Origin of the sequence: Pseudactinotalea sp. HY158 (assembly GCF_009660225.1) — a bacterium.
Classification (GTDB): domain Bacteria; phylum Actinomycetota; class Actinomycetes; order Actinomycetales; family Beutenbergiaceae; genus HY158.
Genome location: NZ_CP045920.1, coordinates 348,622 through 371,593 on the forward strand (window position 1 = coordinate 348,622; position 22,972 = coordinate 371,593).

Sequence of the window (22,972 nt, forward strand, 5' to 3'; positions counted from 1 at the left end):
CCCGGGGTGGGTGCGGAGCGCGGGCACTCATCCATTGGGTGCAGGTCCATCGGGTGCGGGATCGGCCGGGCGGGATCGGCCGGGCGGGGTTGACCGGGCGGGGTTGACCTGACACCGTGGAAATCAAGTACAGTATCCGCGATCGTAATGAAGCGATGTTTCACGCACGGTAGCGTCGACGAAAGGATGACCATGCCCAGACGGGTCTTGACACGCGCGGGGGGAATCGTCGGCATCGGTGCCGCCGCCGCGCTGGTTCTCAGCACGGCGGCCGGAGCCATGCCGGCCGGCCCCACGCCCCAGGCGCTCGCCCCGATGGCGGCCCAGGCCCCGACCCTCGAGCTCGGTATCGAGGCGCTCTTCGACGACCCGGCCGAGCTCGCGCTGCTCGAGGGCAAGAAGGTCGGGCTCATCACCAACCCGACCGGGGTCGATCACGACCTCACGCACTCGATGGACCTGCTCATTGCGGGCGAGGACGAGGGAGGCTACGAACTCACGGCGCTCTACGCGCCCGAGCACGGCATCCTCGGGGGTGCCCCGGCGGGCGCCGGCGTGGAGAGCTACGTCGACGAACGCACCGGGCTGACCGTGTGGTCGCTCTACGGCGCCACGCAGCGGCCGACCGCGGAGATGCTCGCCGACGTCGACGTGCTGCTCTTCGACATCCAGGACATCGGCGCCCGCTTCTACACCTATATCTGGACGATGTACTACGCGATGGACGCCGCCGCCGAGTTCGACAAGGGCTTCATCGTGCTCGACCGGCCCAACCCGCTCGGCGACCGGATGGACGGCCCGATCCTCGACGAGGCGCTCTCCTCGTTCGTCGGGCTCAAGGCGATCCCGATGCAGCACGGCCTCACCGTCGGCGAGCTCGCCTCCTACTTCAACGGCGAATTCCTCGACGATCCGGTCGAGGACTTCCACGTCGTGACCATGGACGGGTACGACCCCGACGACTTCACGAGCGGCTACGGCCTGCCCTGGGTGCTCCCCTCCCCGAACATCCCCACGATCGAGACGGCGTGGGCGTACGCGGGCATGGGCCTGATCGAGTCCCTCAACGCCTCCGAGGGGCGCGGGACCACGACCCCGTTCCTGTGGACGGGACACCCCTCGATCGACGAGGTGGGCGCGTACGACCTGGCCGCGGACCTCAACTCCCGCGGGCTCGAGGGCGTGACCTTCCGGCCGATGTTCGCCAACCCGACCACCTCCAAGCAGGCCGGCAAGCTGAGCGGCGGCGTCAACCTGCACATCACCGACCCCGAGGCCTACAGTCCCGTGCGCACGGGACTGCACGTGGTCTCGGCGATGTACCACCTCGACGGCATCGACTGGCGCGAGGGCACGATCTACCCGAGCCAGTCGTGTGAGACGGAGGCCGACACCTGCTGGATCGACCGCCTCACCGGCGACAAGAGCGTGCGGATGCAGATCGAGGCCGGGATCGACCCGGACGTGATCATCGCCGGCTGGCAGGACGACCTGGCCGCATTCGACGCGAGCGCCGAGCCCTACCGCCTCTATGCAGCCGACGAGCCGGAGCCGACCGAGGAGCCCACGGACGACGCAGCGGGCGCCGGCGACGACGGGGCAGCCGACGGGGCAGCCGACGGGGCCGAAGCAGACGGATCCTCCGATGGCGCGGGCGCGGGCGCGGGCGCGGACGGTTCGGACGCCCAGGGTGCTGCCGGTGCCGATGGTGCCGACGGGACCGACGGGACCGACGCAGGCGCGGACGGAGATGCCGACGGGGCGCAGGCCGGCGCCGACGCGGGCGCCTCGGACGGTGCCGACGGGGCCGACGGGGCCGATGGAGCAGATGGAGCAGATGGAGCAGACGGGGCCGACGCAGCCGATGGTGCACAGGCCGCGGCCGGGGCGGGGACCGATGGAGCGGACGACGCGGGTGCCGGGGCCGCCGCCGCCGGCGACCGGCTCCCGGTCACCGGCGCCACGGTGACCGTCGGGGTCGTGCTCGCGCTGCTGCTGAGCGCCGGTGGCGTGCTGCTGGTCCGGCGCCGTCAGCACTCCTGACATGCGGTGACCGGCTACGGGCGGCGCCCGGGAACGATCGGGTTCCCGGGCGCCGTCCGTACGCTTGTGATCGAGCGAGAGCCGCCATTGCCCCCACGCCCGGCGGTCGTTACCGTGACAGGGAGGGACCGCGAAGGAGGAGTGATGAGCGAATCGAAGGAGTCCGAGCGTTCGGCCCAGCACGAGTTGGGCAAGGCGGCGGAGGAGGAGGGGGCCGCGATCGGGCACGCGGGAATGGAGAACGAGGGGCGCGTCGCCCAGTCGGAGGCGAAGGCCGGCAAGACCGGCCAGCCCTCCGATGCGCAGAAGGACGGTCGCGGCTGACCCCCTGATCCGCACCTGACCGGCCGTTTCGGAGCAGAGTGAGCCGGTGCGCACAGCGATCGTCGGCGGGGTACTCCTGCTCCTGGCCGGAGTGGCCGTGGCCGTCGGCCTCGTGCCTCTCGATGCCGCCCGCGTTCAGGTCGACCGGATCTGGCCGGTGCTGCTGTTCGTGCTCGCGATCACGATCGTGGCGGAACTGGCGAGCGTGGCCGGGGTCTTCGACGCAGCCGCCCGGTGGGCCGTGCCGCTCTCGGGTGGGCGCACCTGGCTGCTCTGCCTGACGGTCGTGGTGCCGGCGGCCGCCAGCACGATCTTCCCCTCGCTCGACACGACCGCGGTGCTGCTCACGCCCGTCGTCGTGCTTGCGGCCCGTGGCGCCGGCGCGCCGCCCGTGCCGTTCGCCCTGGTGACCGTGTGGCTGGCGAACACCGGCTCGATGCTGTTGCCCGTCTCGAACCTGACGAATCTGCTCGCGAGCGGCCCGCCCGAGGAGCTCGCCGTGGGCGAGTTCGTGGCGCTCACGTCGGTGCCCGCCATGGTCGCGATCGTCCTGCTGACGGCGATCATCGCCGTGGTGTTCCGCCGGGAGCTGCGAGGCGGGTTCGGGGCGGTCGGCGGCCCCGGCGCGAGCACGACCGCGTGCTGCTCGTCGGGGCCTCCGTGGTGGTCGCGGCCCTGCTCCCGGTGCTCGCCAGCGGAGTGCCGGTGTGGCTCAGCTCGTCCATCGCGGCGGTGGCGCTGCTCGGGCTGACCGGCTTGCGTCATCTGTCGGTGCTCGGGCCGAGGCTCGTGCCGTGGTCGGTGCTCCTCTTCGCCGCCGGCCTGCTCGTCGCTGCGCGGGTCGGCCACGAGCTCGGGCTGTGGGAGCGCCTGGCCGGCGTCGTGGGGCAGGGGGAGGGCTTCGGCGACCTGCTCCGGGTGGCCGGCGCGGGTGCCCTCGGCGCGGACCTCGTGAACAACCTGCCGGCCTATCTCGCGTTCGAGCCGGTCGCCGGCAGCCCGGTGCGGCTCGTGGCGCTGCTCATCGGCGTGAACGCCGGGGCGCTCATCACGCCGTGGGTGTCGCTGGCGACGATGCTGTGGCCCGCCCGGCTCGGGGTGCTCGGGGCGCCGATTCCGTGGCGGCGCTACATCCTGCTGGGCGCGGTCGCCGCTCCGCTCACCGTGGTCGCGGCGACGGCGGCGCTCACGCTCCTGGCCGGATAGAGGGTGGCCGCGGTGTGTCGCCGGTCGGGCCGCCGTGCTGGAGTCGACACGTCTTTCCCGGGAGGACACCCCCTATCCTGAGGAACGCAATCGTGTCGAACCGGCGGTGGGGTGACGTAGTACATGAGAGCAGGCGAACGAGCCTCCTGGAACGCGCTGGTGCGGCGGGTGCCGGGCATCGGGGAGATCCCGCGGGCGGAGAGCCCCGCCGTCGGGGAACTCGTCGCAACGATGCAGCCCCAGGGCTGGAGTCGCGAGCAGGTGCTCAGCGAGCTCGAAACGGTCGCCGCCGGCCCCGCGAAGCGCGCGATCGAACGCGCACGCACCGCGGATCAGCAGAGGCGGGTGCGGGCGGCCAAGGATCACATTCCGCGGCGCGCGCTCGCCCGGGCGGTCGTCGGGCTCTTCCTCATCGTCGTCGGTATCGTCTTGATCCTCCCGGACCTGCCGGCCCTGTTCGTGAACCGTGGAGCAGACCTGACGAGTCCCGCGTACTACGAATTCGATCTGGATGAGGTCGCCTTCATCGCCGGCGCCCTGATGCTGGCCGGGGCGGTCCTGCACTATGCGCTCGAGCGGCACCGGCCGAGGGCGCTGCCCTACCCGGCCCGCATCTACATCCCCTACACGCTCTTCGGCGTGATCGTGTCCGGGCTGTCCATCGCCCGGCTCCTCAGGTGGGGGGCGCCCGGCGCATCGGTCGTGCTCGGTGTCGTCATGTGCGTCGCGGCGACGGTGGGGTTCATCGGGCTGCTCTGGTACTCGATGCGCTCCCCGTCGGTCGCGCACGTGTTCGCGCCGGGAACCGACACCTCACGCGCCTTCGACCGGAGGTTCCGCGAGGACGTGCGCGCGGCGATCCACGGCAGCGAACACGTGCACCTGGACTCCTACCGGGCTCAGGCCCTCGACGGCATCCGGCGCCTCTACGAGCGCCGGCTCGTCACCGAGGACGACGCCGTGTGGATGCTCCGGGAGATCGCGCCGGAGGCGACCGGGTAACCAGAGGCGCCCGGCGGCGCGTCAGTCGGTGACCGAGCGCGGGCCGGGGAGCCGACGACGAGGGCGTCGGCGGGCACGTCCCTGGGGACGACGGACGCCGCCGCGACGACGGCGTTGTCGCCGATCGTGATGCCGCCCGGATCCTGGAACCGGCAGCCGGAGTTGACGAAGACCCGCTCGCCGATGGTGAGGTTCTTGCCGAAGCCGGTGGTTGGCGGCGGGAACGCGGTGACGGCCTCGGCGATCGGGCGGCCGGTCAACTCGGTGAGAAGCTCGCAGACTCGCGAGGGTTCGTGATAGCCGCCGTTGAGCTCGACGGTGAGGCGCAGGGCCTCCTGGCTGACACGGTGCATCGTCTCGTGCAGCGGCGAGCCGCCGGGGAAGGTCCCGCCGCCATCGAGCGCCACGAGAAGCTCCGCAAGTGGCGTCATGGTTCCATTCATCGTCGAGGGGCTTGGCAGCGCGCGCTCAGCAACGAATCCGCGTGTCGCCGGCGCTCGCCCCTCAAGATTGGTTACATTGCAACCAATGGTTCCGGTGTAACCAATGGAGGAGTGATGTCCGTTCGTGATGGCCTGCTGGCGACTCTGAGTGCACGACCGATGCATGCCTATGAACTACGGGGCGAGTTCGAGCGACGCACCACCTCGGCCTGGCCGCTCAACATGGGTCAGGTCACCGTCACCCTGGGCAGCCTGGTGAAGACGGGTCTCGCCGAGCCGGAGCCCGAGAGCGATGCCCCGGTGCGCTACCGCATCACCGAGGCCGGCAGTGCGCACGTGCGGTCGTGGTGGCTCGAGGCCGCCGACCGCGCCACGCCCGCCCGGGAGGAGGTGGGCATCAAGCTCGCGCTCGCCGTCGGTGATCCGAGCGTCGACGTTGCGGAGGTGGTCGCGAACCAGCGCGCTGCCACTTTGGGCGCGATGCACGATCTCACGAGGCTCAAGCGCGCTGCGACCGAACCCGAGGACCTGGGCTGGCGGATCACTCTCGACCGGATGATCTTCGCGGCGGACGCCGAAGTCCGGTGGCTCGACCACGTGCGCGAACAGGTTGCGCGCACAGGGATTCGCGCTGGCGCGACGGGTGCGACGACAGCCGGCGAACCTGGCCCCGCCCTCGCCGTCGATGCCCACCCCGAGACCGAGGAGAGCCTCCGATGACGGCGGAAGGCGCCGTCGTCGAGGCACGGGACCTGGTGCGACACTACCCGGGCCCCGGGGACGAGGAGGTGACGGCGCTGGACGGTGTCTCGCTCACCGTTCGCCTGGGCGAACTGGTTGCCGTGATGGGACCGTCGGGGTCCGGCAAATCGACTCTGCTGCATATGCTCGGGGGGCTGGACACGCCGACGTCGGGCACGGTCACTGTGACGGGAACCGAGTTGAGCGGCGCGAGCCGCGCCCAACGCTCCCGAGCGCGGCGACGGCGAATCGGGTACGTCTTTCAGGATCTCAACCTCATCCCGTCGTTGCGAGCGATCGAGAACGTCTCCCTGCCTCTGGATCTCGATGGCGTCGACCCTCGCGAAACGCGCAAGGCAGCCTTGGATGCGCTGCGAGCGGTGAACGTCGGTGACCTGGCCGAGCGGTTCCCGGACGCGCTGTCGGGCGGACAGCAGCAGCGCGTGGCGATCGCCCGAGCGCTCGTGGGCCCACGTCGGCTGCTGCTGGCCGACGAGCCGACCGGGGCCCTCGACTCGGTGACCGGCGAGGAGGTTATGAACCTCGTCCGCGACCGCGTCGACGCGGGGGCCGCGGGAGTGATCGTCACCCACGACGCCCGGCTCGCGGCCTGGGCCGACCGGACGCTCTACCTCGAGGATGGCGGCGTCGTCACGACCAGCGCGCCCGGTGAGCCCGAGTCGCTGCTGGAGGGCGTGTGATGTGGCGCCGCGCCCGCCCAGTGCTGCTCATGACCGTCCGCGACCTGCGACGGAGACCGCTGCGCACCGTGCTGGTAGCAGTGCTGATTGCGCTGGTGACGGCTGTCGCGTCGGCGACCGTGGGCATCGCGATCGCCAACCGGGACGAGGCGTCCGGGGTGGCGATGGACCCATGGGCCGCGGCCACCACGGTGCTCGTCTGTGTGCTGGTGCTCGGGATGATCTGCCTCGTCACGGCGCCGGTCCATCTGGCAGCTGCCCACCGCAACATGCGCCGGTTCGGGCTCCTCGAGGCAGCGGGTGGCCGTGCCACCGACACCACCCTCGCCCTGACCGCCCCGGCCGGACTCACGGCGGCTCTCGGCGCGGGTGTAGGCGCGCCCGTCGGGCTCGTGCTCGCCCAGCTGGCGGGGCAGGTCGGTGATGATACGGCGTGGGTGCTGTCGACCGCAGCCGCAGTGGTCGGCGCCGTCGTGATCATCGTCGTCGTGGTGGCCGTCAATGTGGCCGCCTCACTGCTGACAGCGTGGCGGGTTCGGGACGCGCCCGTCGTCGAAATGCTCCGGGCACGCCCGCCGCAGGGGGCGCTCACGCACGGGCCGCGTCGCGTCGGGCTAGCCGTCTCCGGCGCGGCGCTGGGTGCCACGACGGCGATGCTCGGGCTGCATCGCGTCGACCTGCTGCTCGTCGGCATCGGCGCCATCGTCACGTGGGCGGGTCTCGGAGCGCTGTTGGCGCTCGGCGTCGGCTCGATCCTCGGCAGTGCCCGAAGGGGTCCCTATTCGCTCCGGTTCGCGCTGCGAGAGGGGGCGCGGCATCCGATGCGGGTGGTGCCGACGACCATCGCCAGCGCCACCCTCGTCGCTCTTCTGGTCGTGGCGATGGCGTTTCTGGGCAGCACGCGTCAGGCCGCCCTCGACAGGTACATCCCGACCGGCCCGCCGGGCTCGGGGCTGCTGATGCTCTCAGGCGGCGACGCGACATCGGTGCCTCCGACTGCTGCAGACCTCGAACGCATCTCATCGCTGATCGCGGCGGCCGGCACTGACGGCCGCGCGGTACCGCTCGTCACTCCGGACGGTCCGCTCCAACTGTCACGGGAGCAGCAGCTCGTGGCACTCGTTCCCGCCGACGTCGACAGCCTGCTGGGCGGCTCGGGTGCGCCGACCGCACTCGTGGCAACCGACGGCCTGGTTGATGCGTGGAACTACGACACCGCCATCCGGGATGTGATCGCCGCAGGCAACGTCGCCGTGGCGCTGGGGACACTCGACGATGGCGATGGCCCTGCGGTGCTGGCTGGACCGGGCGGCCAGCACGAGGTCGAGGTCGAGGAGATCCTCCCTCGCAGCCCGATGGCGGTCCTCCTGCCCCCGACCGTCGCCACCGAACTGGGCCACGACACCCATGTCTTCGCGGCGATGGCGATGGGTCTCGATGGCGGCGAGCTCGAGGAACTCGGGCAAAGGGCACTCAAGGACGGCTGGATGCTCGCGATCGAGCAGGGCCCGCCCGAGCTGGAGCGGGCGCGAACGCAGTACACGCTCCTCGCGGCCGCCGCGGTGGCGGTCGCACTCATCCTGTGGATCATGGGCGCGCTCGCTCGGGAGGAGGCACGCGCAGACATCGTCACGCTCGCGGCCGTCGGGGCGCGTCCGAGATTCATGCGCTCGGTCGCGGCGTGGCAGGCCGGCGGCGTGGCGATCATCGCGGTGATCGGGGGTGTGCCGGTGGGACTGCTCGCCACCAGGCTGCTCATGACGCTCCGCGACGCCAGCCTGGCCCACGAGCACACGCCACTCGTGATCCCGTGGCTTCCGGTGCTCGCCATGCTCGTCGTGGTTCCGCTCGTCGCGGGAGTCGGCGTGGCCCTACTCCAGCCCCGCCGATCACCGTTGGTGCGCCGACCAGCGGAGTGAAGTGCGCGGGGAGGCGATCCGGCGCGGGTTGGCTGAGTTTGCCGCGTGAGGGTGCTCGAAGCCGCGTGAGGGTGCTCGAAACCGTGGTGCTGATATTTCAGAGTGGCGAGGAGATGGTGATCCATGCCATGCCATGCCATGCCATGCCATGCCATGCCGGCGAGGAAGAGGTACTTGGACCTGCTGCCCGGACTACACAGCTTGGTGGTCACGGCGGAGGGTGCTTGGGAGTGTCGCGCCACCGCCGTCGCGAGATGCCGAAGGCGGGCGTTACTGCGGCCGCGCTACATCTTCCCGGGTCCCAGACGGGCGCCCGGGGACGCTGTCGCACCTTGTCTATGGACGAGTCGCGGTGTCGTTGAGGGTGAGTATCTCCGCAACCACGGGTTGCCACTGGGACTCGGCTGGTTTGCCGGACGACGACCTTGCGTGTGATCGCCCCGTTGCCTGCTGCCCGACACTCCTCGTGTACTTCGCGCCTGCATCGTTGGGAGCACCACCCGCGGGGTCGGCCGGGTGCGCTCGTGTTCTTCTTCGGAATCTCGTCGCCACGCCGCGGGCACGTATTGGGCGTTCGCGCCACCTCGTTCTCGGGATCGCGTCGCCCGTCGGCACTCACCGGGGCACTCTTCTCGCGAATGATGTCCTGAGACACCCGCGAACGATGTCCTGAGACATCACACAGCGGAGGATGGGGTAGTAAAACCAGAAGCGCTGTGACCTGCTCATTGAGAACCTGATGTTGCCGTGTGTCAGCGGTGTGTCAGCTTCTCAGGTGATCGCGCGTGTCCGTAGCGCGAGCTCAACTCGTTGCAGCCCGGCTGCCGAGCTCTCGACGACGGCCCAGACGAGCCGATGGGCCTTCATGCCACCGACCATCGAGACCAGCCTGGAGCGTTCCAGGCGGTCCAGAGGCGAGTCGTTGCGCACGTCGGCGGGCTCCAGCAGTGCGGCGAGGACGGCGAAGTCGATGAGGTGCCGGTCCCGGGCCCGGTCAAGCATCACGGTGCGGGCGGCTGCCTTCGCCCCGAGTGCGCCGAGCAGCGAGGGGCGCGGGACGGTGCCGTGTCGCCCGGCTACTGTGACCGGCTGCGGCGAGGTGCGATTGAGTGCTTTCCGTGCTCCTGGTGTCTCGAGCGTGGTGCCCCCGCCGATGCCGACTCGGTTCGCGGCAGCCTCACCGATCCTCGGACGTCCAGGACGGCGTCCGCGTCGTCGGTGGGCCGTGTGGGCCAGGACTGCCGGGTGGCGCACCAGAGGTGGACCATCTGCCCGCCTACGAGCGTCCACCCGGTGGGGTGGGCTTGGTAGAGGTCGAGCAGTGCATGCCAGCTGGCGGTCTGCTTGTCGTTCAGCATCGGCACGTCGACGAGGGAGTCGGTCATGCTTGAGGCTCCGGCTGGTTGGCTGAGTGTTCACGGATGAGAATGCGCGCCTGTTGCGCCTCGCGCGGTCCGAGGTCGGCCAGGTCCGCCGCTATCAACAGCCACGGCACGGGGTTGCCCGATGGTTCGGGGGCGGCGTAGAGGACCACGTTCGGCATGTCGCCGAGAGCCGGTTCCGTCAGCAAGTGGTCCCACACCACGCCCTGCAGGTCGGCGACGGCTACATAGCCCTCGGCCAATCGTGCGTCGGCCATGCCCGAGCGCGGATCGGATCTGCCCGAGGGGGCAACGCGTGGGTCGGCCAGCAGTGCGGGTGCATCCGGTCCGACGAACTGTGATCGCTGTGCTCGGCGGGAGAGGAGTGAGCGCAAGGAGGGCAGCGGGTCCGGCTCGAGCAGTAACGCTCGCCATCTGCGGCGCAGGCGTGACACCTCCGAGGGGCTCAGCTCGTCCGATGGGCGACCGTCGGCGATTGCCACGAGGGCTCGCGCTGACCGGGGGCTGAGGGGTTGACCGCGTCGCACGGGCACTGCGGCCAAGGAGGCAAGGTCGATCAACCAGCGACCGCCGATCTTCTGTCCACGAAGCTGGCCGCGAGCGAGCATGTTTCGCACCCGCTGAGGGGTCACCCCAAGATGTCGGGCGACATCGTTCACGCCGGCCTGCGTCATAGACAGTATTGTTGCGTTGACGAAACAATACTGTCAATAAGTGGGCCGGGGTTCGGTCTCCGATCGCGCCGCTGTCGCGCGCTGCACGCGCGCCGCGCACGGGGTCGAAGAGGCCCACACTGTTCGTGCCGCCGCAGGCGTCGATATGCGGGCCGAGCACCAAAAAGACCCCGGAACCCGAGCCGAGAACTGCTGTTCCTGTCGAGGTTCCGGGGCACATGGCGGAGGATGGGGGATTCGAACCCCCGAGAGCTTTCACTCAACACGCTTTCCAAGCGTGCGCACTAGGCCACTATGCGAATCCTCCCGGCGCCAACGAGGATAGCGGTTCGGGAGGTGAACTAGCGAACCGGGCCGCCGTGACGTCGTTCACCCGCCCGGGTTCGTCTCCCGCCCGCCCGCCGGGTACAGTGGAGCCCGACCCCTCGTGCGGCGTCATCTCACTGAATCCCCCCAGGGCCGGAAGGCAGCAAGGGCAGGTGGGCTCTGGCGGGTGTGCGAGGGGTCCTTCGATTCCCAGGTGCGTTCGTCCGGCCCGCGTGGCCCGTGCGACCTGACCATGGCTCGGCGATCGAGCGTTCGGCGAGTGGTCCACACCCCCGCGGGCGGACTGCCGATGTCGGCGCTTCCGCCTAGAGTGGCGTGGGTGAGCACAGCCCTGTACCGCCGCTACCGCCCGGACACGTTCGCCGACGTCATCGGCCAGGAACACGTGACCGGTCCGCTCATGGCGGCGATCGACTCCGGGCGCATCAATCACGCCTACCTCTTCTCGGGCCCGCGCGGGTGCGGGAAGACCACCTCGGCGCGGATCCTCGCCCGCTGCCTCAACTGCGAGCAGGGCCCCACCTCCACTCCGTGCGGGCAGTGCCCCTCGTGCGTGGAGCTGGCCCGCGGCGGCAGCGGCTCGATCGACGTGATCGAGATGGACGCAGCCTCCCACGGTGGTGTCGATGACGCCCGTGACCTGCGTGAACGCGCACTGTTCGCCCCGGTGCGCGACCGCTACAAGGTGTTCATCATCGATGAGGCCCACATGGTCACGACCCAGGGCTTCAACGCGCTGCTCAAGCTCGTGGAGGAGCCGCCCGCGCACGTGAAGTTCGTGTTCGCCACGACCGAGCCCGAGAAGGTCATCGGCACGATCCGCTCACGCACGCACCACTATCCGTTCCGGCTCGTGCCGCCCGATCAGCTGCTCGCGTACCTGGCCCACCTCGCCGAGGTCGAGCAGGTCCGGATCGAGGACGGCGTGCTCCCGCTCGTCGTGCGCGCCGGCACCGGCTCCGTACGTGATTCCCTCTCGGTGCTCGATCAGCTCGTCGCGGGCGCCGAGAACGCCGTCGTCTCCTACGACCGGGCCGTCGCCCTGCTCGGGTTCACGCCGGGCACGCTGCTGGACGACGCAGCCGAGGCCCTCGCGGCCCGTGACGGTGCGGGGCTGTTCGCCGTCGTGGAGCGGGTGGTCGACTCGGGCCACGATCCGCGCCGATTCGCCGAGGACCTGCTCGAGCGGCTCCGTGACCTCATCGTCGTGCTCGCCGCGGGCGATTCGGCCGCATCGGTGCTGCCGACCGTGCCGGCCGATCAGCTGACGCGCATGCACACCCAGGCCCGCAACCTGGGGGCCGCCACCTGCTCGCGTGCCGCCGATCTCGTGCACGCCGCGCTCGCGGAGATGGCCGGGGCGACGTCGCCACGCCTCCAGCTCGAGTTGCTGTGTGCGCGGCTGCTCCTGCCCACGGCCGAGGACGGCGCCGCCGCCCTGGGCGCGCGGGTGGAGTACCTCGAGCGGGTCGCCGGCGACGGCGGGTTGCGATCGAGCGCCCCGCAGCCGGCGCCCGTCACGTCACGTCCGCAGGCTCCCACGCCCATGCCTGCTCCCGCGCCAGTGCCTGCGCCCGCGCCCGTGCCCGCGTCCGGCGCGGCGGCGCCCGCTGCGCCCGCACCCACGTCGGCTGCGCCTACACCGTCGCCCGCACCCACCGCGGCCGGGGCCGGCCCCGACGGGTGGAGTCCGCGCGGAGCGGATCACCCGCAGGCGGCGCCCGCTGCGGCGGGCGCCGGCACCGAGCCTCCGGCGGCCACCGGCCCCGTGCCACCGGGCGGGATGCCACCGGGTGGGGGCGAATCGGCTCACGAAGCGCAGGTCGCGCGGCCCGCGCCGCCGCCCCGGCCACCACCCCCGCGCCCGAGGCCCGCCCGGCCGCACCCGCCCCGGAGGCGCGCCCCGCAGCCCCCGCGCAGTCGGGGACGAGCGGGATCAACGTCGCGGCCGTGCGTCAGCGCTGGGACGAGGTGCTCCAGACCCTTGCCCAGATCAAGCGGGTCACCTGGGCGCTCGTGTCCCAGAACGCCCAGGTGGTCGACCTGAGCGACGACTCGCTCACGCTCGGCTTCGCAACCGGCGGCCTGGCCACGGCCTTCCGCTCGGGCACGCACAGTGAGCCGGTGGCCCAGGCCCTGGCCGAGACCCTCGGCCTCCGGGTGCGCATCGAGGTCTCGATCCTCGGCGAGGACGGTGGCTCCGGCGGCGGCCCGCGCGGCGGCCAGGGCGGCCCCGGGCGCGGTGGCGGCCCGGGTCGACAGGGTGGCCAAGGTGGCCAGGGCGGCCAAGGCAGTCAGGGGGGCCAGGGCGGAACCGGTGGCGCAGGCGGTCAGGGCGGCGCCCACTCCGGAGCTCGCGGCCCCGGGGGAGTCTCGGCGTCACAGCGTGGCGGATCCGATGCAGTGAGCCGGGCCAGTGCCGACTGGGGGCTGGACGACGCCCCGGTCGAGACCGCGGAGTTCGCCACCGAGCGCGCTCCCGCCCCGGACACCGGAACGCCGGGAACCGCCGCCCCGGACACCGGAACGCCGGACACCGGCGCGCCGGCTGCCGCTGTCGGACCCGTGGCAGCGCCGGTGCCCGGCGGTGCCGAGACCGGGCCGAACCACGTGACCGTGACTCCACCGGCGGACACGTACGCGTCGCCGGCGCCCGGTGCGCAGGCTCAGGCGAGCCCGACGGATTCTGCGACCCCGACTTACCCGACTAACCCGACTAACTCTGCGGGACCTGCGGGGCCTGCGGACCCCGCAGGCCAGTCGACCACCGCGGGCGAGTCGAGCTCTGCCGGCCCGTCGACTTCGGCGAGCCCCCCGTGGGCGCCGGGCGGCGCGGGCAGCGTAGTGAGCCCGCCGAGTCCCGTGAGCCCGATGAGCCCGCCGAGTCCGCCGAGTCCGGCGAGCGTTCCCGGACCGGCGAGTGCCGCGGAACCGCCGGAGCGGGCTGCGGCGCGTGCGCGCCCGCCCGCGGAGCGCCGGCAGCCGGTCCAGTCTGCTCCGGCCGATGACATGTGGGATGCGGCCCCGCCGTGGGACGACGACGCCTATGACACCCGCCCCGGTTCGAACGGTCACGGCGGCGACCAGCTCGTCGGTGCGCCGCTCGTGGCCAAGCTCCTCGGCGGCACGGTGATCGACGAGGTCACGCTGGATTCGGAGGGCTGAGCAGATGTACGAAGGTGCCGTTCAGGATCTCATCGACAACCTCGGGCGCCTGCCCGGGATCGGCCCGAAGAGTGCCCAGCGGATCGCGTTCCATGTGCTGGCCGCGGATCCGCAGGACATCCGCTCCCTCGTGGCCGCGCTCACCGTGGTCAAGGAGAAGGTCCGATTCTGCTCGGTCTGCGGCAACATCGCCGAGGCCGAGACCTGCCGGATCTGCCTCGACCCGCGCCGCAACCCCGCGGTCATCTGCGTGGTGGAGGAGGCCAAGGACGTCGTCGCGATCGAGCGCACCCGCGAGTACCGCGGCAAGTACCACGTGCTCGGCGGGGCCATCAACCCGATCGACGGCGTCGGCCCGGACGACCTGCGGATCCGGGAACTGCTCACCCGCCTCGGCGGTGAGGAGGTGACCGAGGTCATCATCGCCACCGACCCGAACGTCGAGGGCGAGGCGACCGCCACCTACCTCGTACGGATGCTCCGCCCGCTCGGGATCACCGTCTCCCGGCTCGCCTCGGGACTACCCGTCGGGGGAGACTTGGAATACGCGGACGAGGTCACCCTCGGACGCGCCTTCGAAGGGAGACGATCCGTCGATGCCTGACACCCCCGCCCCGCTCGGTGAGGACCTCGTCGAGATGGCCCACACCACGGCGGCCCTCAGTTCCCACTACCTCGACAGCCTGACCGAGGTGGCCTCCGGCGCCAACCCCGATGCCGCCATCCCCGTGCTCCTCCTGGCCGCCACCGACCTGAGCGCGGCGGGCGCGCGGCTCGGAGCCATCGAGGACGTCGTGCCCGCGCACCGATTCGAACCGGACGACGGCCCCGACCTCGACGTCGAGCCGCTGCGCACCTCCCTCGTGAACGTCCTCGGCGACCTCGACGGCTACACCGACGTGACCGATCCGCTCATCGCCCCCGAACTCACCGACGCCTCCCTCGTGAACGACCTGGCCGAGACCGCGGCGGCCCTCGCGCTCGGGCTGCGCCACTACCGGGCCGGTCACCTCTCCGAGGCGCTGTGGTGGTGGCAGCTGACGTATCTGTCGACCTGGGGCGACCGTGCCCTGGCCGTCTCCCGCGCCCTGCTCGCGCTCATCTCCCACCTGCGTCTCGACGTCGACGACGACACGGCCCTCGCCGCGCAGATCGACGCCCTCAACGCCGACTGAACCGACCGAACCGGCTGAACCGGCTGAACCGAGGGGACGGGGCAGGGCGTGGGCATCGAACTGAGCGTCGCCACCCTGCTGCTGCTCGCCGTCGCGGCCTTCGCCGCCGGCTGGGTGGACGCAGTCGTCGGCGGCGGCGGACTCATCCAGCTGCCGGCCCTCCTGCTCGTGCCGGGGATGACCCCGCTGCAGGCGATCGCCACGAACAAGATCGGCTCGATCATGGGCACCTCGGTCAGTGCCCTGACCTACTACCGGAGGATCCGACCGGACCTGCGCACGGCCCTGCCGATGGCCGCGGCCGCGTTCGCGGCCGCGCTCGCCGGTGCCCGCCTCGCCTCGCTCATCCCGGGGCCGGCGCTGCGGATCGTCATCCTCGCCGCACTGCTCGCGGTCGGCATCTACACCGCCGCTCGGCCGCGGCTCGGGCAGGACACGAGGCTGCGTTGGGAGGGGAACCGCCACGTCGGTGCCGCGATGATCCTCGGTGTGGCCATCGGCCTCTACGACGGCATGCTCGGGCCTGGGACCGGCACCTTCCTGGTCATCGGGCTCGTGAGCCTCGTGGGCTACGCCTTCCTGCCGGCCACCGCGATAGCGAAGATCGTCAATCTCGCCACGAATCTCGGCGCGTTGCTCTTCTTCGTGCCGAACGGCTCGGTCGTGTGGGCGGCCGGGCTGACGATCGCGGCCGCGAACATGGTCGGCGGCTACACCGGCGCCCGGATGGCGATCGCCCAGGGGGCGCGCTTCATCCGGGTGGTGTTCCTCGTCGTCGTCGCCGCGCTCATCCTCCGCCTCGGCTGGGACGTCGTCGCCGGCGGCTGAGCGCCCATCCACCCGGAAGGACGGGGGTCCGAGAGGTCCACGGCGCACGATCCGCGCCTGGACGGCCGTCGCTCGGGAGCACTAGATGAGTAATTCCAAGGGGTCAGTGGTCGTAGGCGGTCAGTGAGCGGCGGATGGGCTGGCCGGTACGGTCGTTGTGCCAGATGGCGGCGGTCAGGGCCAGGATGCGTTGCAGGATGCGGATCAGGACACCGGCGGGGGTGCGGCCTTGGTGGCGTTCGAGGTCGAGTTGGCCCTTGAAGGTATCGAAGATCGATTCGATGGTCTGGCGCAGTGGTTTGAAGAACCGTGCACCCGGGCGCGGTTTCTCGCCCTTGCGTGCTGGGCGCAGCAGTTCGATGTCGTGGTCGGCGAGGTCGGTCTCGAACTGGTGGCCGAAGTAGTTCTTGTCACCGATCAGGATCGATCGGGCGCGTCCGGCCAGGGACTGGTCGGTCTGCAGGAGTTCCAGGACCACGGTGCGTTCATCGGCCTTGGCGCCGGTGATCGCGAACGCAATGGGCAGTCCATGGACGGTGGCGATCATGTGCAGGCGTAGTCCCCAGAAGTAGCGGGAGTGGCTGGCGCAGTAGCCGTACTGGGCCCAGCCGGCCAGGTCCGAGCGGTGCACGGTCTCCCTGGAGCGGGCGCATTCGATGGGGGTGGAGTCGACCAGGAGGACGTCGTCGTCGTACACGGAGGTCTGGGATGCCAGCGCCCGGATCAGCCATGCCACGGTCCCGACCAGGGCACGCAGGCGCTTGTTGTAGCCCGATTGACGCGGAATGTAGGGGAACATGGCGTGCAGGTGCGTGTGGGCGTACCGGAGCCAGCGGGTCTCGTTGGTATGGCCCAGCAGTGCCTGCATCACCGCCAACGTGATCAGCTCGGCGTCGCTGATCTGCGGTGCCAGGCCCACCAACGGCCGCAACGGGCATTCTTCGGGATGGGCCTTCAGTAGGTCATCGGTCGTGACGTACAGTTCAGTTGCGAGGGTGTCCAGGTCGGCGTCCACGGCGAACCTCCACGTTCGGCGATTGGGGTAACAACGCCGATCCTGGACACTTTCTCGCTCACCGCGCAGCCGCCGCGCCGCCCACACCCCTTGGAATTACTCATCTAGCCTCGGACCGACCGGCAGACAGGAGACCCCCATGGCGGCCGTGCCACTGCTCGTCGACGTCGACACCGGCATCGACGACTCGCTCGCGCTCCTCTACCTCCTGGCCGGTCCCGAGGCGGAGCTCGTGGCGATCACCTGCACCGCCGGGAACGTGCCCGCCCGACAGGTCGCCACGAACAATCTCGCCTGGCTCGAACTGTGCAGCCACCCACCCGTCGAGGTCGCGCTCGGAGCCGAGGTGCCGATCGTCCAGGCGCTCATGACCACCGAGGAGACCCACGGCCCCCAGGGGATCGGCTACGCGGAGCTGCCCGCGCCCACGCGCTCGATCTCCGAACGCCACGCCGCCCAGGTCTGGATCGAGGAGGCCCGGCGCCGGCCGGGCGAGTTGACCGGCCTGGTCACGGGACCGCTGACGAACCTCGCGCTCGCGGTCACGCTCGAACCGGACCTGCCCCACCTCCTGCGCCGGGTCGTCCTCATGGGCGGGGCGTTCAACCACCCGGGCAACACCGCCCCGACCACCGAGTGGAACATCGCGGTCGATCCCGAGGCCGCCAAGATCGTCTTCGACCGCTTCGCCGTCGCGGTGAACCGGCCCATCGTCTGCGGCCTCGACGTGACCGAACGCATCGCGTTGACCCCCGAGCACCTGCGCCGCCTCGCCGAGGCGGCCGGCTCGACCCCCGTCGAGCTCCTGCGCCCCGACGACGGCGACGACGACCGCTCCAGGGCGAGCAACGTCGTCATCAAGCAGGTCTCGGACGCCGTGCGCTTCTACCTGCAGTTCCACCGCGACAGTGGGCGGGGCTTCATCGCGCACATGCACGACCCGTTCGCCGCGGCCGTCGCGCTCGACCCGACGATCGCCGTGCTGCGGCCCGCGACGGTCGATGTCGAACTCGCGGGTACGCTCACCCGCGGCCAGACCGTGGCGGACTGGGATGGGCTGTGGGGCCGGCAACCGAACGCCGAGGTCGTGGTCGATGCCGACCCGGCGGCCTTCCTCGACGCCTTCATCGAACGCGTCGGCGCGCTCGCCCGGCGCGTCGGCTGACGCCCCGGGTCCAGGTCGTGGACCCGCCAGAGGGAGAATCGGGCTGGGGTTTAGACTGGTGCGGTCCTTGATACACCCGTGGTGCGGAGCAAGTGCGTGACCCTCATTGTCCAGAAGTTCGGTGGATCCTCGGTCGCCGATGCGGAGAGCATCGCGCGTGTGGCGGCACGGATCGTCGCCACGAAGAAGGCAGGTCATGACGTCGTCGCCGTCGTCTCGGCGATGGGTGACACGACCGATGACCTGGTCGACCTGGCGGGCCGGCTGTCGAGCCATCCCCCGACGCGGGAGATGGACATCCTGCTGACCGCCGGGGAGCGGATCTCGATGGCGCTGCTGGCGATCGCCATCTCGGAGCACGGGATCGAGGCGAAGGCCTTCACGGGCCAGCAGGCCGGCGTCGTCACGGACGACACCTACGGAAACGCCCGGATCGTCGAGGTGACCCCGCAGCGGCTCGAGAACACGCTGAGCCATGGGCACGTCGCGATCGTGGCCGGGTTCCAGGGGGTGACGGCCACGACGAACGACGTGACCACCCTGGGACGAGGTGGCTCGGACACGACGGCCGTCGCCCTGGCCGCGGCCCTGGGCGCCGAGGTCTGCGAGATCTACTCCGATGTGGACGGACTGTTCACGGCGGACCCGCGGATCGTGCCCTCCGCCCGGAAGGTCACCCGCATCACGACCGAGGAGACGCTGGAACTCGCGGCCCACGGCGCGAAGATCCTGCACCTGCGCGCGGTCGAGTACGCGCGCCGGTACGGGGTCACGCTGCACGTGCGGTCCTCGTTCAGCACCGAGCAAGGAACCATCGTCACCGACGAGGAGCAGGAAGCAGAGACCATGGAAGCCCCGATCATCTCCGGCGTCGCCCACGACCGTTCGCAGGGAAAGGTCACGGTCATCGGCGCCCCCGACGTTCCCGGCACGGCCGCACGGATCTTCGAGGTCGTGGCCGCGCGCGGCTGCAACATCGACATGATCGTGCAGAATGTCTCCGCCGCCGAGACGGGCCTGACCGACGTCTCCTTCACGCTGCCCGAGGCCGAGGCGGCCGACGCCCGCGAGGCGCTCCGCGGCATCCGGGACGAGCTCGGATTCGCGGACCTGGTCTACAACGAGAACGTTGGAAAGCTCTCCCTCGTCGGCGCCGGCATGCGCTCGCACCCGGGCGTCTCCGCCCGGCTGTTCGGCTCGCTGCGCGACGCGGGAATCAATATCGAGATGATCTCCACCTCGGAGATCCGCCTCTCGGTCATCGTGCGAAGCGACGACCTGGAGAACGCGGTCCGGGCCGTGCATGCGGCCTTCGGGCTCGACGCGGACGAGGTCGAGGCCGTCGTGTACGGAGGGACCGGACGATGAGCGTACGTATTGGAATTGTCGGAGCCACCGGCCAGGTCGGCGGAGTGCTGCGCACCCTGCTGGCCGAGCGGGACTTCCCGGCCGAGCAGGTGCGATTCTTCGCCTCGGCGCGGTCGGCGGGAAAGACGCTGCCGTGGAAGGGCGGCGAGATCGTGGTCGAGGACGCCGCCACGGCGGACGTCTCCGACCTGGACATCGCGCTGTTCTCCGCCGGCGGCGCCACCTCCAAGGCGCAGGCGCCCCGGTACGCCGAGGCCGGCGTGACCGTCGTGGACAACTCCTCCGCCTGGCGGATGGACCCCGAGGTGCCGCTCGTGGTCGCGGAGGTGAACCCGGGCGCGCTCGATGCGATCGGCAAGGGCATCGTCGCCAACCCGAACTGCACCACCATGGCCGCCATGCCCGTGCTCAAGGTGCTTCACGACGAGGCCGGGCTCGAACGCCTCATCGTGTCCACCTACCAGGCGGTGTCCGGATCCGGCGTGGCCGGCGTCGCGGAACTCGCCGGGCAGGTCCGGGCGGCCGTGGATCAGGACCTGACCGCGCTCGCCGTCGACGGTTCCGCCGTCACCCTGCCGGAGCCGCAGATCTACGCCGCTCCGATCGCGTTCAACGTCATCGCCCTGGCCGGCTCCCTCCTCGACGACGGCTCCGGGGAGACCGACGAGGACCGTAAGCTGCGCAACGAGTCCCGCAAGATCCTCGACCTGCCGGAACTCGCCGTCTCGGGAACCTGCGTGCGGGTGCCGGTGTTCTCGGGTCACTCCCTGAGCATCAACGCCGAGTTCTCCCGGGCGATCAGCCCCGACCGGGCCCGCGAACTGCTCGCGGCGGCGCCCGGCGTCGCCCTCGTCGACCTGCCGACGCCGCTCCAGGCGGCCGGTGCCGATGCGGCCTACGTGGGCCGGATCCGTGAGGACTTCTCGGTTCCGGGCGGTCGCGGCCTCGCGCTGTTCGTGAGCAACGACAACTTGCGTAAGGGCGCCGCCCTCAACACCGTCCAGATCGCGGAGCTGCTCGCCCGGCGCTGAGCCCGGCGCATCTGGTAGACGGGTGACGCTCGTGCCCCGAGGCCGCCCTCAGAAGGGTGGCTCGTCGGGGAAGCGGCGGGCGTCCTCCGCCGCCTCGGCGTGTCGGGCGGCGCGGGTGGCGCCGGCTCGGTCGCTGATCCGGGTGTCGGTGGCGACGGCGACGCCGAAGGTCTCGAAGGTGAGCCGGGACCAGTGTGCCCGGTTCTCCCGCTCCCGCTGCGGGGAGAGCCCGGACGCGGCGACGTCGCCCGTGCCACCGTCGTCGTGTCCGTCATGCCCGGGATTCGCGTCGCCCGTGGCGTGCCCGTCGGCGCGGGCCCCGGGCGCCTGGGTGTCGTAGCTTCCCCACGGAGTGCGGAGGAGCCGGATGCCGTGGGGGCCGATCCACAGGTAGGTGCCCGCGTCGAGCTTGATATAGGTCCAGGCGGCGTGCCGGCCGCGGGTGGGCGTACCGGTGCGGGCGTGGGTCTTGAGCCGGTGGTGGGCTCTGCACAGCGGAGCGATGTTGCAGGGGCAGGTCGCGCCCCCGGTCACCACCTCGCCGGTACCGCCCTGCGCGCATCCGCCGGCGTGACTGTGCCAGGGATCGATGTGGTCCAGGTCGCAGGAGCGGGCCGTGCGGGTGCACCACGGGAACGCGCACGCGTCGGAGGCGAGGATGGCTTGCGCCCGCATCCGCTCGGTCGGGGTATAGGAGTCGGTGGCGAGCGGCTCCTCCAGGTCCAGGACCGGGCGGATGACGATCTCCGGCACGAAGCACGCCCCGCGAGTCCGCGGGCCGGCCTACCGACCGGCTGCGCCGGTGGTCGCGGGCAGGCCTGTGCCCTCGCCACGGGCTGCTCCGGGCACAGCTGTCCCCTCGCCACGGCCACCGGGTTGTGCGGGCAGACCCGTGCTGTGGCCATCGGCTGTCGCGGGCAGACCTGCGCCCTCGTGACCGGGTGCCCCGGGCGCAGTCGCACCGTCGCCGCCGGCCGAGCCGGTGCCTGCGAGGGCGGTCGCGGGCGCGGTGACCGGAAGGAGCGTGCTGGGCCGGTGGAACATCGATGCGAGCTCCTCGGCGGACACGACCGCCCCTCGGGCCGGGCCGCTCCCCTCGACCCGCACCGGTACCCGGCGCAGCCGGCTCTGGCCGAGGTCGTTGCCCGAGCCATGCCCCGCGAGCCAGAGGTCGGTGGCTTGGAGGTGGAGGTACATAAGGATCCGCCCGCGTGGCACGCTCGTGCCGTCGGTGCTCGCCGATCCGGCTCGCTCGCCGGGCCCGGCTGCTGCGCCGGGCCCGACTGCTGCGCCGGGTCCGGCTGCGGCACCGGGCGGCGAGCTGGTGGGGACGAACGCCCCCGGCTGCCCGCCCGGCTGCCCGCCCAGCTGCTTGCCGTCCGGGACGTCCGCCTTCCCGTGCAACTGCACGTCCGGCGGGGCAGAGCCGGGCCCGGGGACGAGGGGCGGTTGGCCGGAGCGCGCGCGGGCGAGGTCACCCAGGGCATACGCGCGGCGTTCCCCGGCCGGAAGGAGGCGGCCCTGGTCCGTGATGTTCTGGGCGAGGTGGTCGATCACGTCCTGCAGGATCCGCGCATCGACCGCAGGCAGGACCGCGCTCATACGCGTGTCTCCGGCGGCGGTGTCGGCGTGACGGAAGACGACATCACGTGGCTCGCCGGCGGCCGCGGCCTGCTGGAGCGACTCGTACTCGCTCGGCATATGCCGGATGAGGGCCTCCTTGATCAAGCCATCGAGTTGCGTGCCGCCGAAGACGACCGGAACGAGCTCGAGCTCGGAATCGACGAACGAGCAGGCCTCGACCGAGAGGTACAGGGTCGAGGCGGCGATCCGGCGGGCCCGCCACACCCGCACCCGCCCCGCCAGCACCCGCGCGAACAGGCGCGGGAGCCGGGAGCGGAGCTGTTCGGCTTCGAGCAGGAGCCGTTCGGCGGCCTCCAGGCCCATCCCGACCGCGGCGGCGAACGCCGAGATCGAGAACTCCTCCACGGTCCACAACCCCCGCCGGCCGGAACCCGCCCCTGGATCCACGGCTGGATCCACGGCTGGAGCCACGGCCGAATCGACGGCGGCCTCGACGGCCGGATCGGTGGCCGCGTGGATCGCGTCGGCCTCACGGCGGCGGGCGTCGTGCTCGACCTGTTCCCATGCGGCCTTCAACCCGAGCGTGGCGTCGACCACGAGCAGCGGCTCGTGGTCGAGGGCCTCCTCGGTGTCCTCGTCGGCGGCGAGGACGAACGGGTGCCGCTCGACCCACATCGCCGCCAGCGCGAACCGCTCGATCGTCCACCGATCCACGGCTTCACGGCCCTCGCGCAGCCGGGCGACCATGGCCGAATCGTCGACCACCTCACCCGCGAGCTGCTCCATCTCCATAGCAGACATCGTCTCAGCGGCCACCGACATTCCCGCGGGGGAGCGGTCCGAGCGGCCGGAGGCCCGAGCGGCCCGAGCGGCCCGAGC

General features: G+C 71.3%; 20 protein-coding genes, 1 tRNA gene, 1 other RNA gene and 2 pseudogenes. 16 read left to right on the forward strand and 8 right to left on the reverse strand.

The genetic code is table 11. The features are described 5' to 3' along the window. Window positions 1-192 precede the first annotated feature (192 nt). The 4 genes and pseudogenes from GCE65_RS01515 (at window position 193) to GCE65_RS01530 (ending at window position 4,575) form a co-directional block, all read left to right on the forward strand. Window positions 193-2,043 carry an exo-beta-N-acetylmuramidase NamZ domain-containing protein gene (locus GCE65_RS01515; RefSeq protein ID WP_194928771.1) on the forward strand — a complete coding sequence of 617 codons (1,851 nt, stop codon included), beginning with the start codon at window positions 193-195 and terminating at the stop codon, window positions 2,041-2,043. 144 nt (window positions 2,044-2,187) lie between these two features. Further along, window positions 2,188-2,367 (forward strand): hypothetical protein, encoded by a 180-nt coding sequence (locus GCE65_RS01520; RefSeq protein ID WP_153877133.1) that lies wholly within the window; start codon window positions 2,188-2,190, stop codon window positions 2,365-2,367. Window positions 2,368-2,479: 112 nt separating this feature from the next. Beyond that, a pseudogene (locus GCE65_RS16950) lies at window positions 2,480-3,573 on the forward strand (SLC13 family permease). A gap of 123 nt (window positions 3,574-3,696) precedes the next feature. Next, a complete protein-coding gene (locus tag GCE65_RS01530; RefSeq protein WP_152817793.1) occupies window positions 3,697-4,575 on the forward strand; it encodes a hypothetical protein in 879 nt (292 codons plus the stop codon). Here the strand turns inward: GCE65_RS01530 and GCE65_RS01535 are convergent. After that, window positions 4,500-5,006 (reverse strand): hypothetical protein, encoded by a 507-nt coding sequence (locus GCE65_RS01535; protein WP_370460166.1) that lies wholly within the window; start codon window positions 5,004-5,006, stop codon window positions 4,500-4,502. The two genes, GCE65_RS01530 and GCE65_RS01535, sit on opposite strands and share 76 nt — an antisense overlap. 126 nt (window positions 5,007-5,132) lie before the next feature. On the opposite strand from GCE65_RS01535, the gene GCE65_RS01540 reads away from it, so the two are divergent. From GCE65_RS01540 to GCE65_RS01550, 3 genes are read left to right on the forward strand one after another with little or no spacing between them, the layout of a single operon-like run. Then, entirely contained in the window at window positions 5,133-5,738 is a 606-nt protein-coding gene (locus GCE65_RS01540; RefSeq protein WP_152817792.1) for a PadR family transcriptional regulator, read from the forward strand. Then, window positions 5,735-6,460: an ABC transporter ATP-binding protein gene (locus GCE65_RS01545; protein ID WP_153877134.1), complete on the forward strand. Its 726-nt coding sequence runs from the start codon at window positions 5,735-5,737 to the stop codon at window positions 6,458-6,460. The genes GCE65_RS01540 and GCE65_RS01545 overlap by 4 nt, the downstream gene beginning before the upstream one ends. Beyond that, on the forward strand, window positions 6,460-8,379 hold the full coding sequence (locus GCE65_RS01550) for an ABC transporter permease (RefSeq protein WP_153877135.1): 1,920 nt from the start codon (window positions 6,460-6,462) through the stop codon (window positions 8,377-8,379). Before GCE65_RS01545 ends, GCE65_RS01550 begins: the two co-directional genes overlap by 1 nt. A 771-nt stretch (window positions 8,380-9,150) precedes the next feature. Here GCE65_RS01550 and GCE65_RS01555 read toward each other — a convergent pair. The 4 genes and pseudogenes from GCE65_RS01555 to GCE65_RS01565 form a co-directional block, all read right to left on the reverse strand. Continuing rightward, window positions 9,151-9,384 carry a hypothetical protein gene (locus tag GCE65_RS01555; RefSeq protein WP_153877136.1) on the reverse strand — a complete coding sequence of 78 codons (234 nt, stop codon included), beginning with the start codon at window positions 9,382-9,384 and terminating at the stop codon, window positions 9,151-9,153. A 376-nt stretch (window positions 9,385-9,760) separates the two neighbouring features. Next, window positions 9,761-10,018 (reverse strand): hypothetical protein, encoded by a 258-nt coding sequence (locus tag GCE65_RS16425; RefSeq protein ID WP_228760058.1) that lies wholly within the window; start codon window positions 10,016-10,018, stop codon window positions 9,761-9,763. Window positions 10,019-10,306: 288 nt separating this feature from the next. Continuing rightward, a pseudogene (locus GCE65_RS16955) lies at window positions 10,307-10,435 on the reverse strand (helix-turn-helix domain-containing protein); the annotation flags it as partial. Between the two features lie 219 nt (window positions 10,436-10,654). Further along, window positions 10,655-10,742 (reverse strand) — tRNA-Ser (locus GCE65_RS01565). 109 nt (window positions 10,743-10,851) lie between these two features. On the opposite strand from GCE65_RS01565, the gene ffs reads away from it, so the two are divergent. The 6 genes from ffs (at window position 10,852) to GCE65_RS01590 (ending at window position 15,930) form a co-directional block, all read left to right on the forward strand. Next, window positions 10,852-10,948: signal recognition particle sRNA small type (gene ffs, locus GCE65_RS01570), an RNA gene on the forward strand. A gap of 133 nt (window positions 10,949-11,081) precedes the next feature. Beyond that, a complete protein-coding gene (locus tag GCE65_RS16160) occupies window positions 11,082-12,809 on the forward strand; it encodes a DNA polymerase III subunit gamma and tau (RefSeq protein ID WP_194928772.1) in 1,728 nt (575 codons plus the stop codon). After that, window positions 12,713-13,927, forward strand: coding sequence for a hypothetical protein (locus GCE65_RS16165; protein WP_194928773.1), 1,215 nt, complete (start codon window positions 12,713-12,715; stop codon window positions 13,925-13,927). The genes GCE65_RS16160 and GCE65_RS16165 overlap by 97 nt, the downstream gene beginning before the upstream one ends. 4 nt (window positions 13,928-13,931) lie before the next feature. Further along, a complete protein-coding gene (gene recR, locus GCE65_RS01580; RefSeq protein ID WP_152817786.1) occupies window positions 13,932-14,531 on the forward strand; it encodes a recombination mediator RecR in 600 nt (199 codons plus the stop codon). After that, a complete protein-coding gene (locus tag GCE65_RS01585) occupies window positions 14,524-15,102 on the forward strand; it encodes a DUF5063 domain-containing protein (RefSeq protein ID WP_152817785.1) in 579 nt (192 codons plus the stop codon). The genes recR and GCE65_RS01585 overlap by 8 nt, the downstream gene beginning before the upstream one ends. A gap of 48 nt (window positions 15,103-15,150) precedes the next feature. After that, window positions 15,151-15,930 (forward strand): TSUP family transporter, encoded by a 780-nt coding sequence (locus tag GCE65_RS01590; protein WP_153877138.1) that lies wholly within the window; start codon window positions 15,151-15,153, stop codon window positions 15,928-15,930. Between the two features lie 103 nt (window positions 15,931-16,033). Here the strand turns inward: GCE65_RS01590 and GCE65_RS01595 are convergent, their stop codons facing one another. After that, entirely contained in the window at window positions 16,034-16,945 is a 912-nt protein-coding gene (locus GCE65_RS01595) for an IS982 family transposase (RefSeq protein ID WP_153877139.1), read from the reverse strand. Between the two features lie 139 nt (window positions 16,946-17,084). Between GCE65_RS01595 and GCE65_RS01600 the strand changes: the two genes are divergently transcribed. The 3 genes from GCE65_RS01600 (at window position 17,085) to GCE65_RS01610 (ending at window position 20,509) form a co-directional block, all read left to right on the forward strand. Then, window positions 17,085-18,110, forward strand: coding sequence for a nucleoside hydrolase (locus GCE65_RS01600; RefSeq protein ID WP_153877140.1), 1,026 nt, complete (start codon window positions 17,085-17,087; stop codon window positions 18,108-18,110). Between the two features lie 96 nt (window positions 18,111-18,206). Then, on the forward strand, window positions 18,207-19,478 hold the full coding sequence (locus GCE65_RS01605; RefSeq protein WP_153877141.1) for an aspartate kinase: 1,272 nt from the start codon (window positions 18,207-18,209) through the stop codon (window positions 19,476-19,478). Further along, complete coding sequence (locus tag GCE65_RS01610; protein ID WP_152817783.1) at window positions 19,475-20,509, forward strand: aspartate-semialdehyde dehydrogenase; 1,035 nt, start codon at window positions 19,475-19,477, stop codon at window positions 20,507-20,509. Before GCE65_RS01605 ends, GCE65_RS01610 begins: the two co-directional genes overlap by 4 nt. Window positions 20,510-20,557: 48 nt before the next feature. Here the strand turns inward: GCE65_RS01610 and GCE65_RS01615 are convergent, their stop codons facing one another. Together GCE65_RS01615 and GCE65_RS01620 are read right to left on the reverse strand one after the other, a co-directional pair. Beyond that, window positions 20,558-21,262 (reverse strand): HNH endonuclease signature motif containing protein, encoded by a 705-nt coding sequence (locus GCE65_RS01615; RefSeq protein WP_153877142.1) that lies wholly within the window; start codon window positions 21,260-21,262, stop codon window positions 20,558-20,560. Window positions 21,263-21,292: 30 nt separating this feature from the next. Beyond that, window positions 21,293-22,885 (reverse strand): hypothetical protein, encoded by a 1,593-nt coding sequence (locus GCE65_RS01620; RefSeq protein WP_153877143.1) that lies wholly within the window; start codon window positions 22,883-22,885, stop codon window positions 21,293-21,295. Window positions 22,886-22,972 lie beyond the last annotated feature (87 nt).

What these genes read in the sequence shown, in the direction of transcription:
- GCE65_RS01515 (WP_194928771.1), top strand. Translation starts at nt 193, where the DNA reads ATGCCCAGACGGGTCTTGACACGCGCGGGGGGAATCGTCGGCATCGGT.
- GCE65_RS01520 (WP_153877133.1), top strand. Translation starts at nt 2,188, where the DNA reads ATGAGCGAATCGAAGGAGTCCGAGCGTTCGGCCCAGCACGAGTTGGGC.
- GCE65_RS01530 (WP_152817793.1), top strand. Translation starts at nt 3,697, where the DNA reads ATGAGAGCAGGCGAACGAGCCTCCTGGAACGCGCTGGTGCGGCGGGTG.
- GCE65_RS01535 (WP_370460166.1), bottom strand. Translation starts at nt 5,006, where the DNA reads ATGACGCCACTTGCGGAGCTTCTCGTGGCGCTCGATGGCGGCGGGACC.
- GCE65_RS01540 (WP_152817792.1), top strand. Translation starts at nt 5,133, where the DNA reads ATGTCCGTTCGTGATGGCCTGCTGGCGACTCTGAGTGCACGACCGATG.
- GCE65_RS01545 (WP_153877134.1), top strand. Translation starts at nt 5,735, where the DNA reads ATGACGGCGGAAGGCGCCGTCGTCGAGGCACGGGACCTGGTGCGACAC.
- GCE65_RS01550 (WP_153877135.1), top strand. Translation starts at nt 6,460, where the DNA reads ATGTGGCGCCGCGCCCGCCCAGTGCTGCTCATGACCGTCCGCGACCTG.
- GCE65_RS16425 (WP_228760058.1), bottom strand. Translation starts at nt 10,018, where the DNA reads ATGGCCGACGCACGATTGGCCGAGGGCTATGTAGCCGTCGCCGACCTG.
- recR (WP_152817786.1), top strand. Translation starts at nt 13,932, where the DNA reads ATGTACGAAGGTGCCGTTCAGGATCTCATCGACAACCTCGGGCGCCTG.
- GCE65_RS01585 (WP_152817785.1), top strand. Translation starts at nt 14,524, where the DNA reads ATGCCTGACACCCCCGCCCCGCTCGGTGAGGACCTCGTCGAGATGGCC.
- GCE65_RS01600 (WP_153877140.1), top strand. Translation starts at nt 17,085, where the DNA reads ATGGCGGCCGTGCCACTGCTCGTCGACGTCGACACCGGCATCGACGAC.
- GCE65_RS01610 (WP_152817783.1), top strand. Translation starts at nt 19,475, where the DNA reads ATGAGCGTACGTATTGGAATTGTCGGAGCCACCGGCCAGGTCGGCGGA.
- GCE65_RS01620 (WP_153877143.1), bottom strand. Translation starts at nt 22,885, where the DNA reads ATGGAGATGGAGCAGCTCGCGGGTGAGGTGGTCGACGATTCGGCCATG.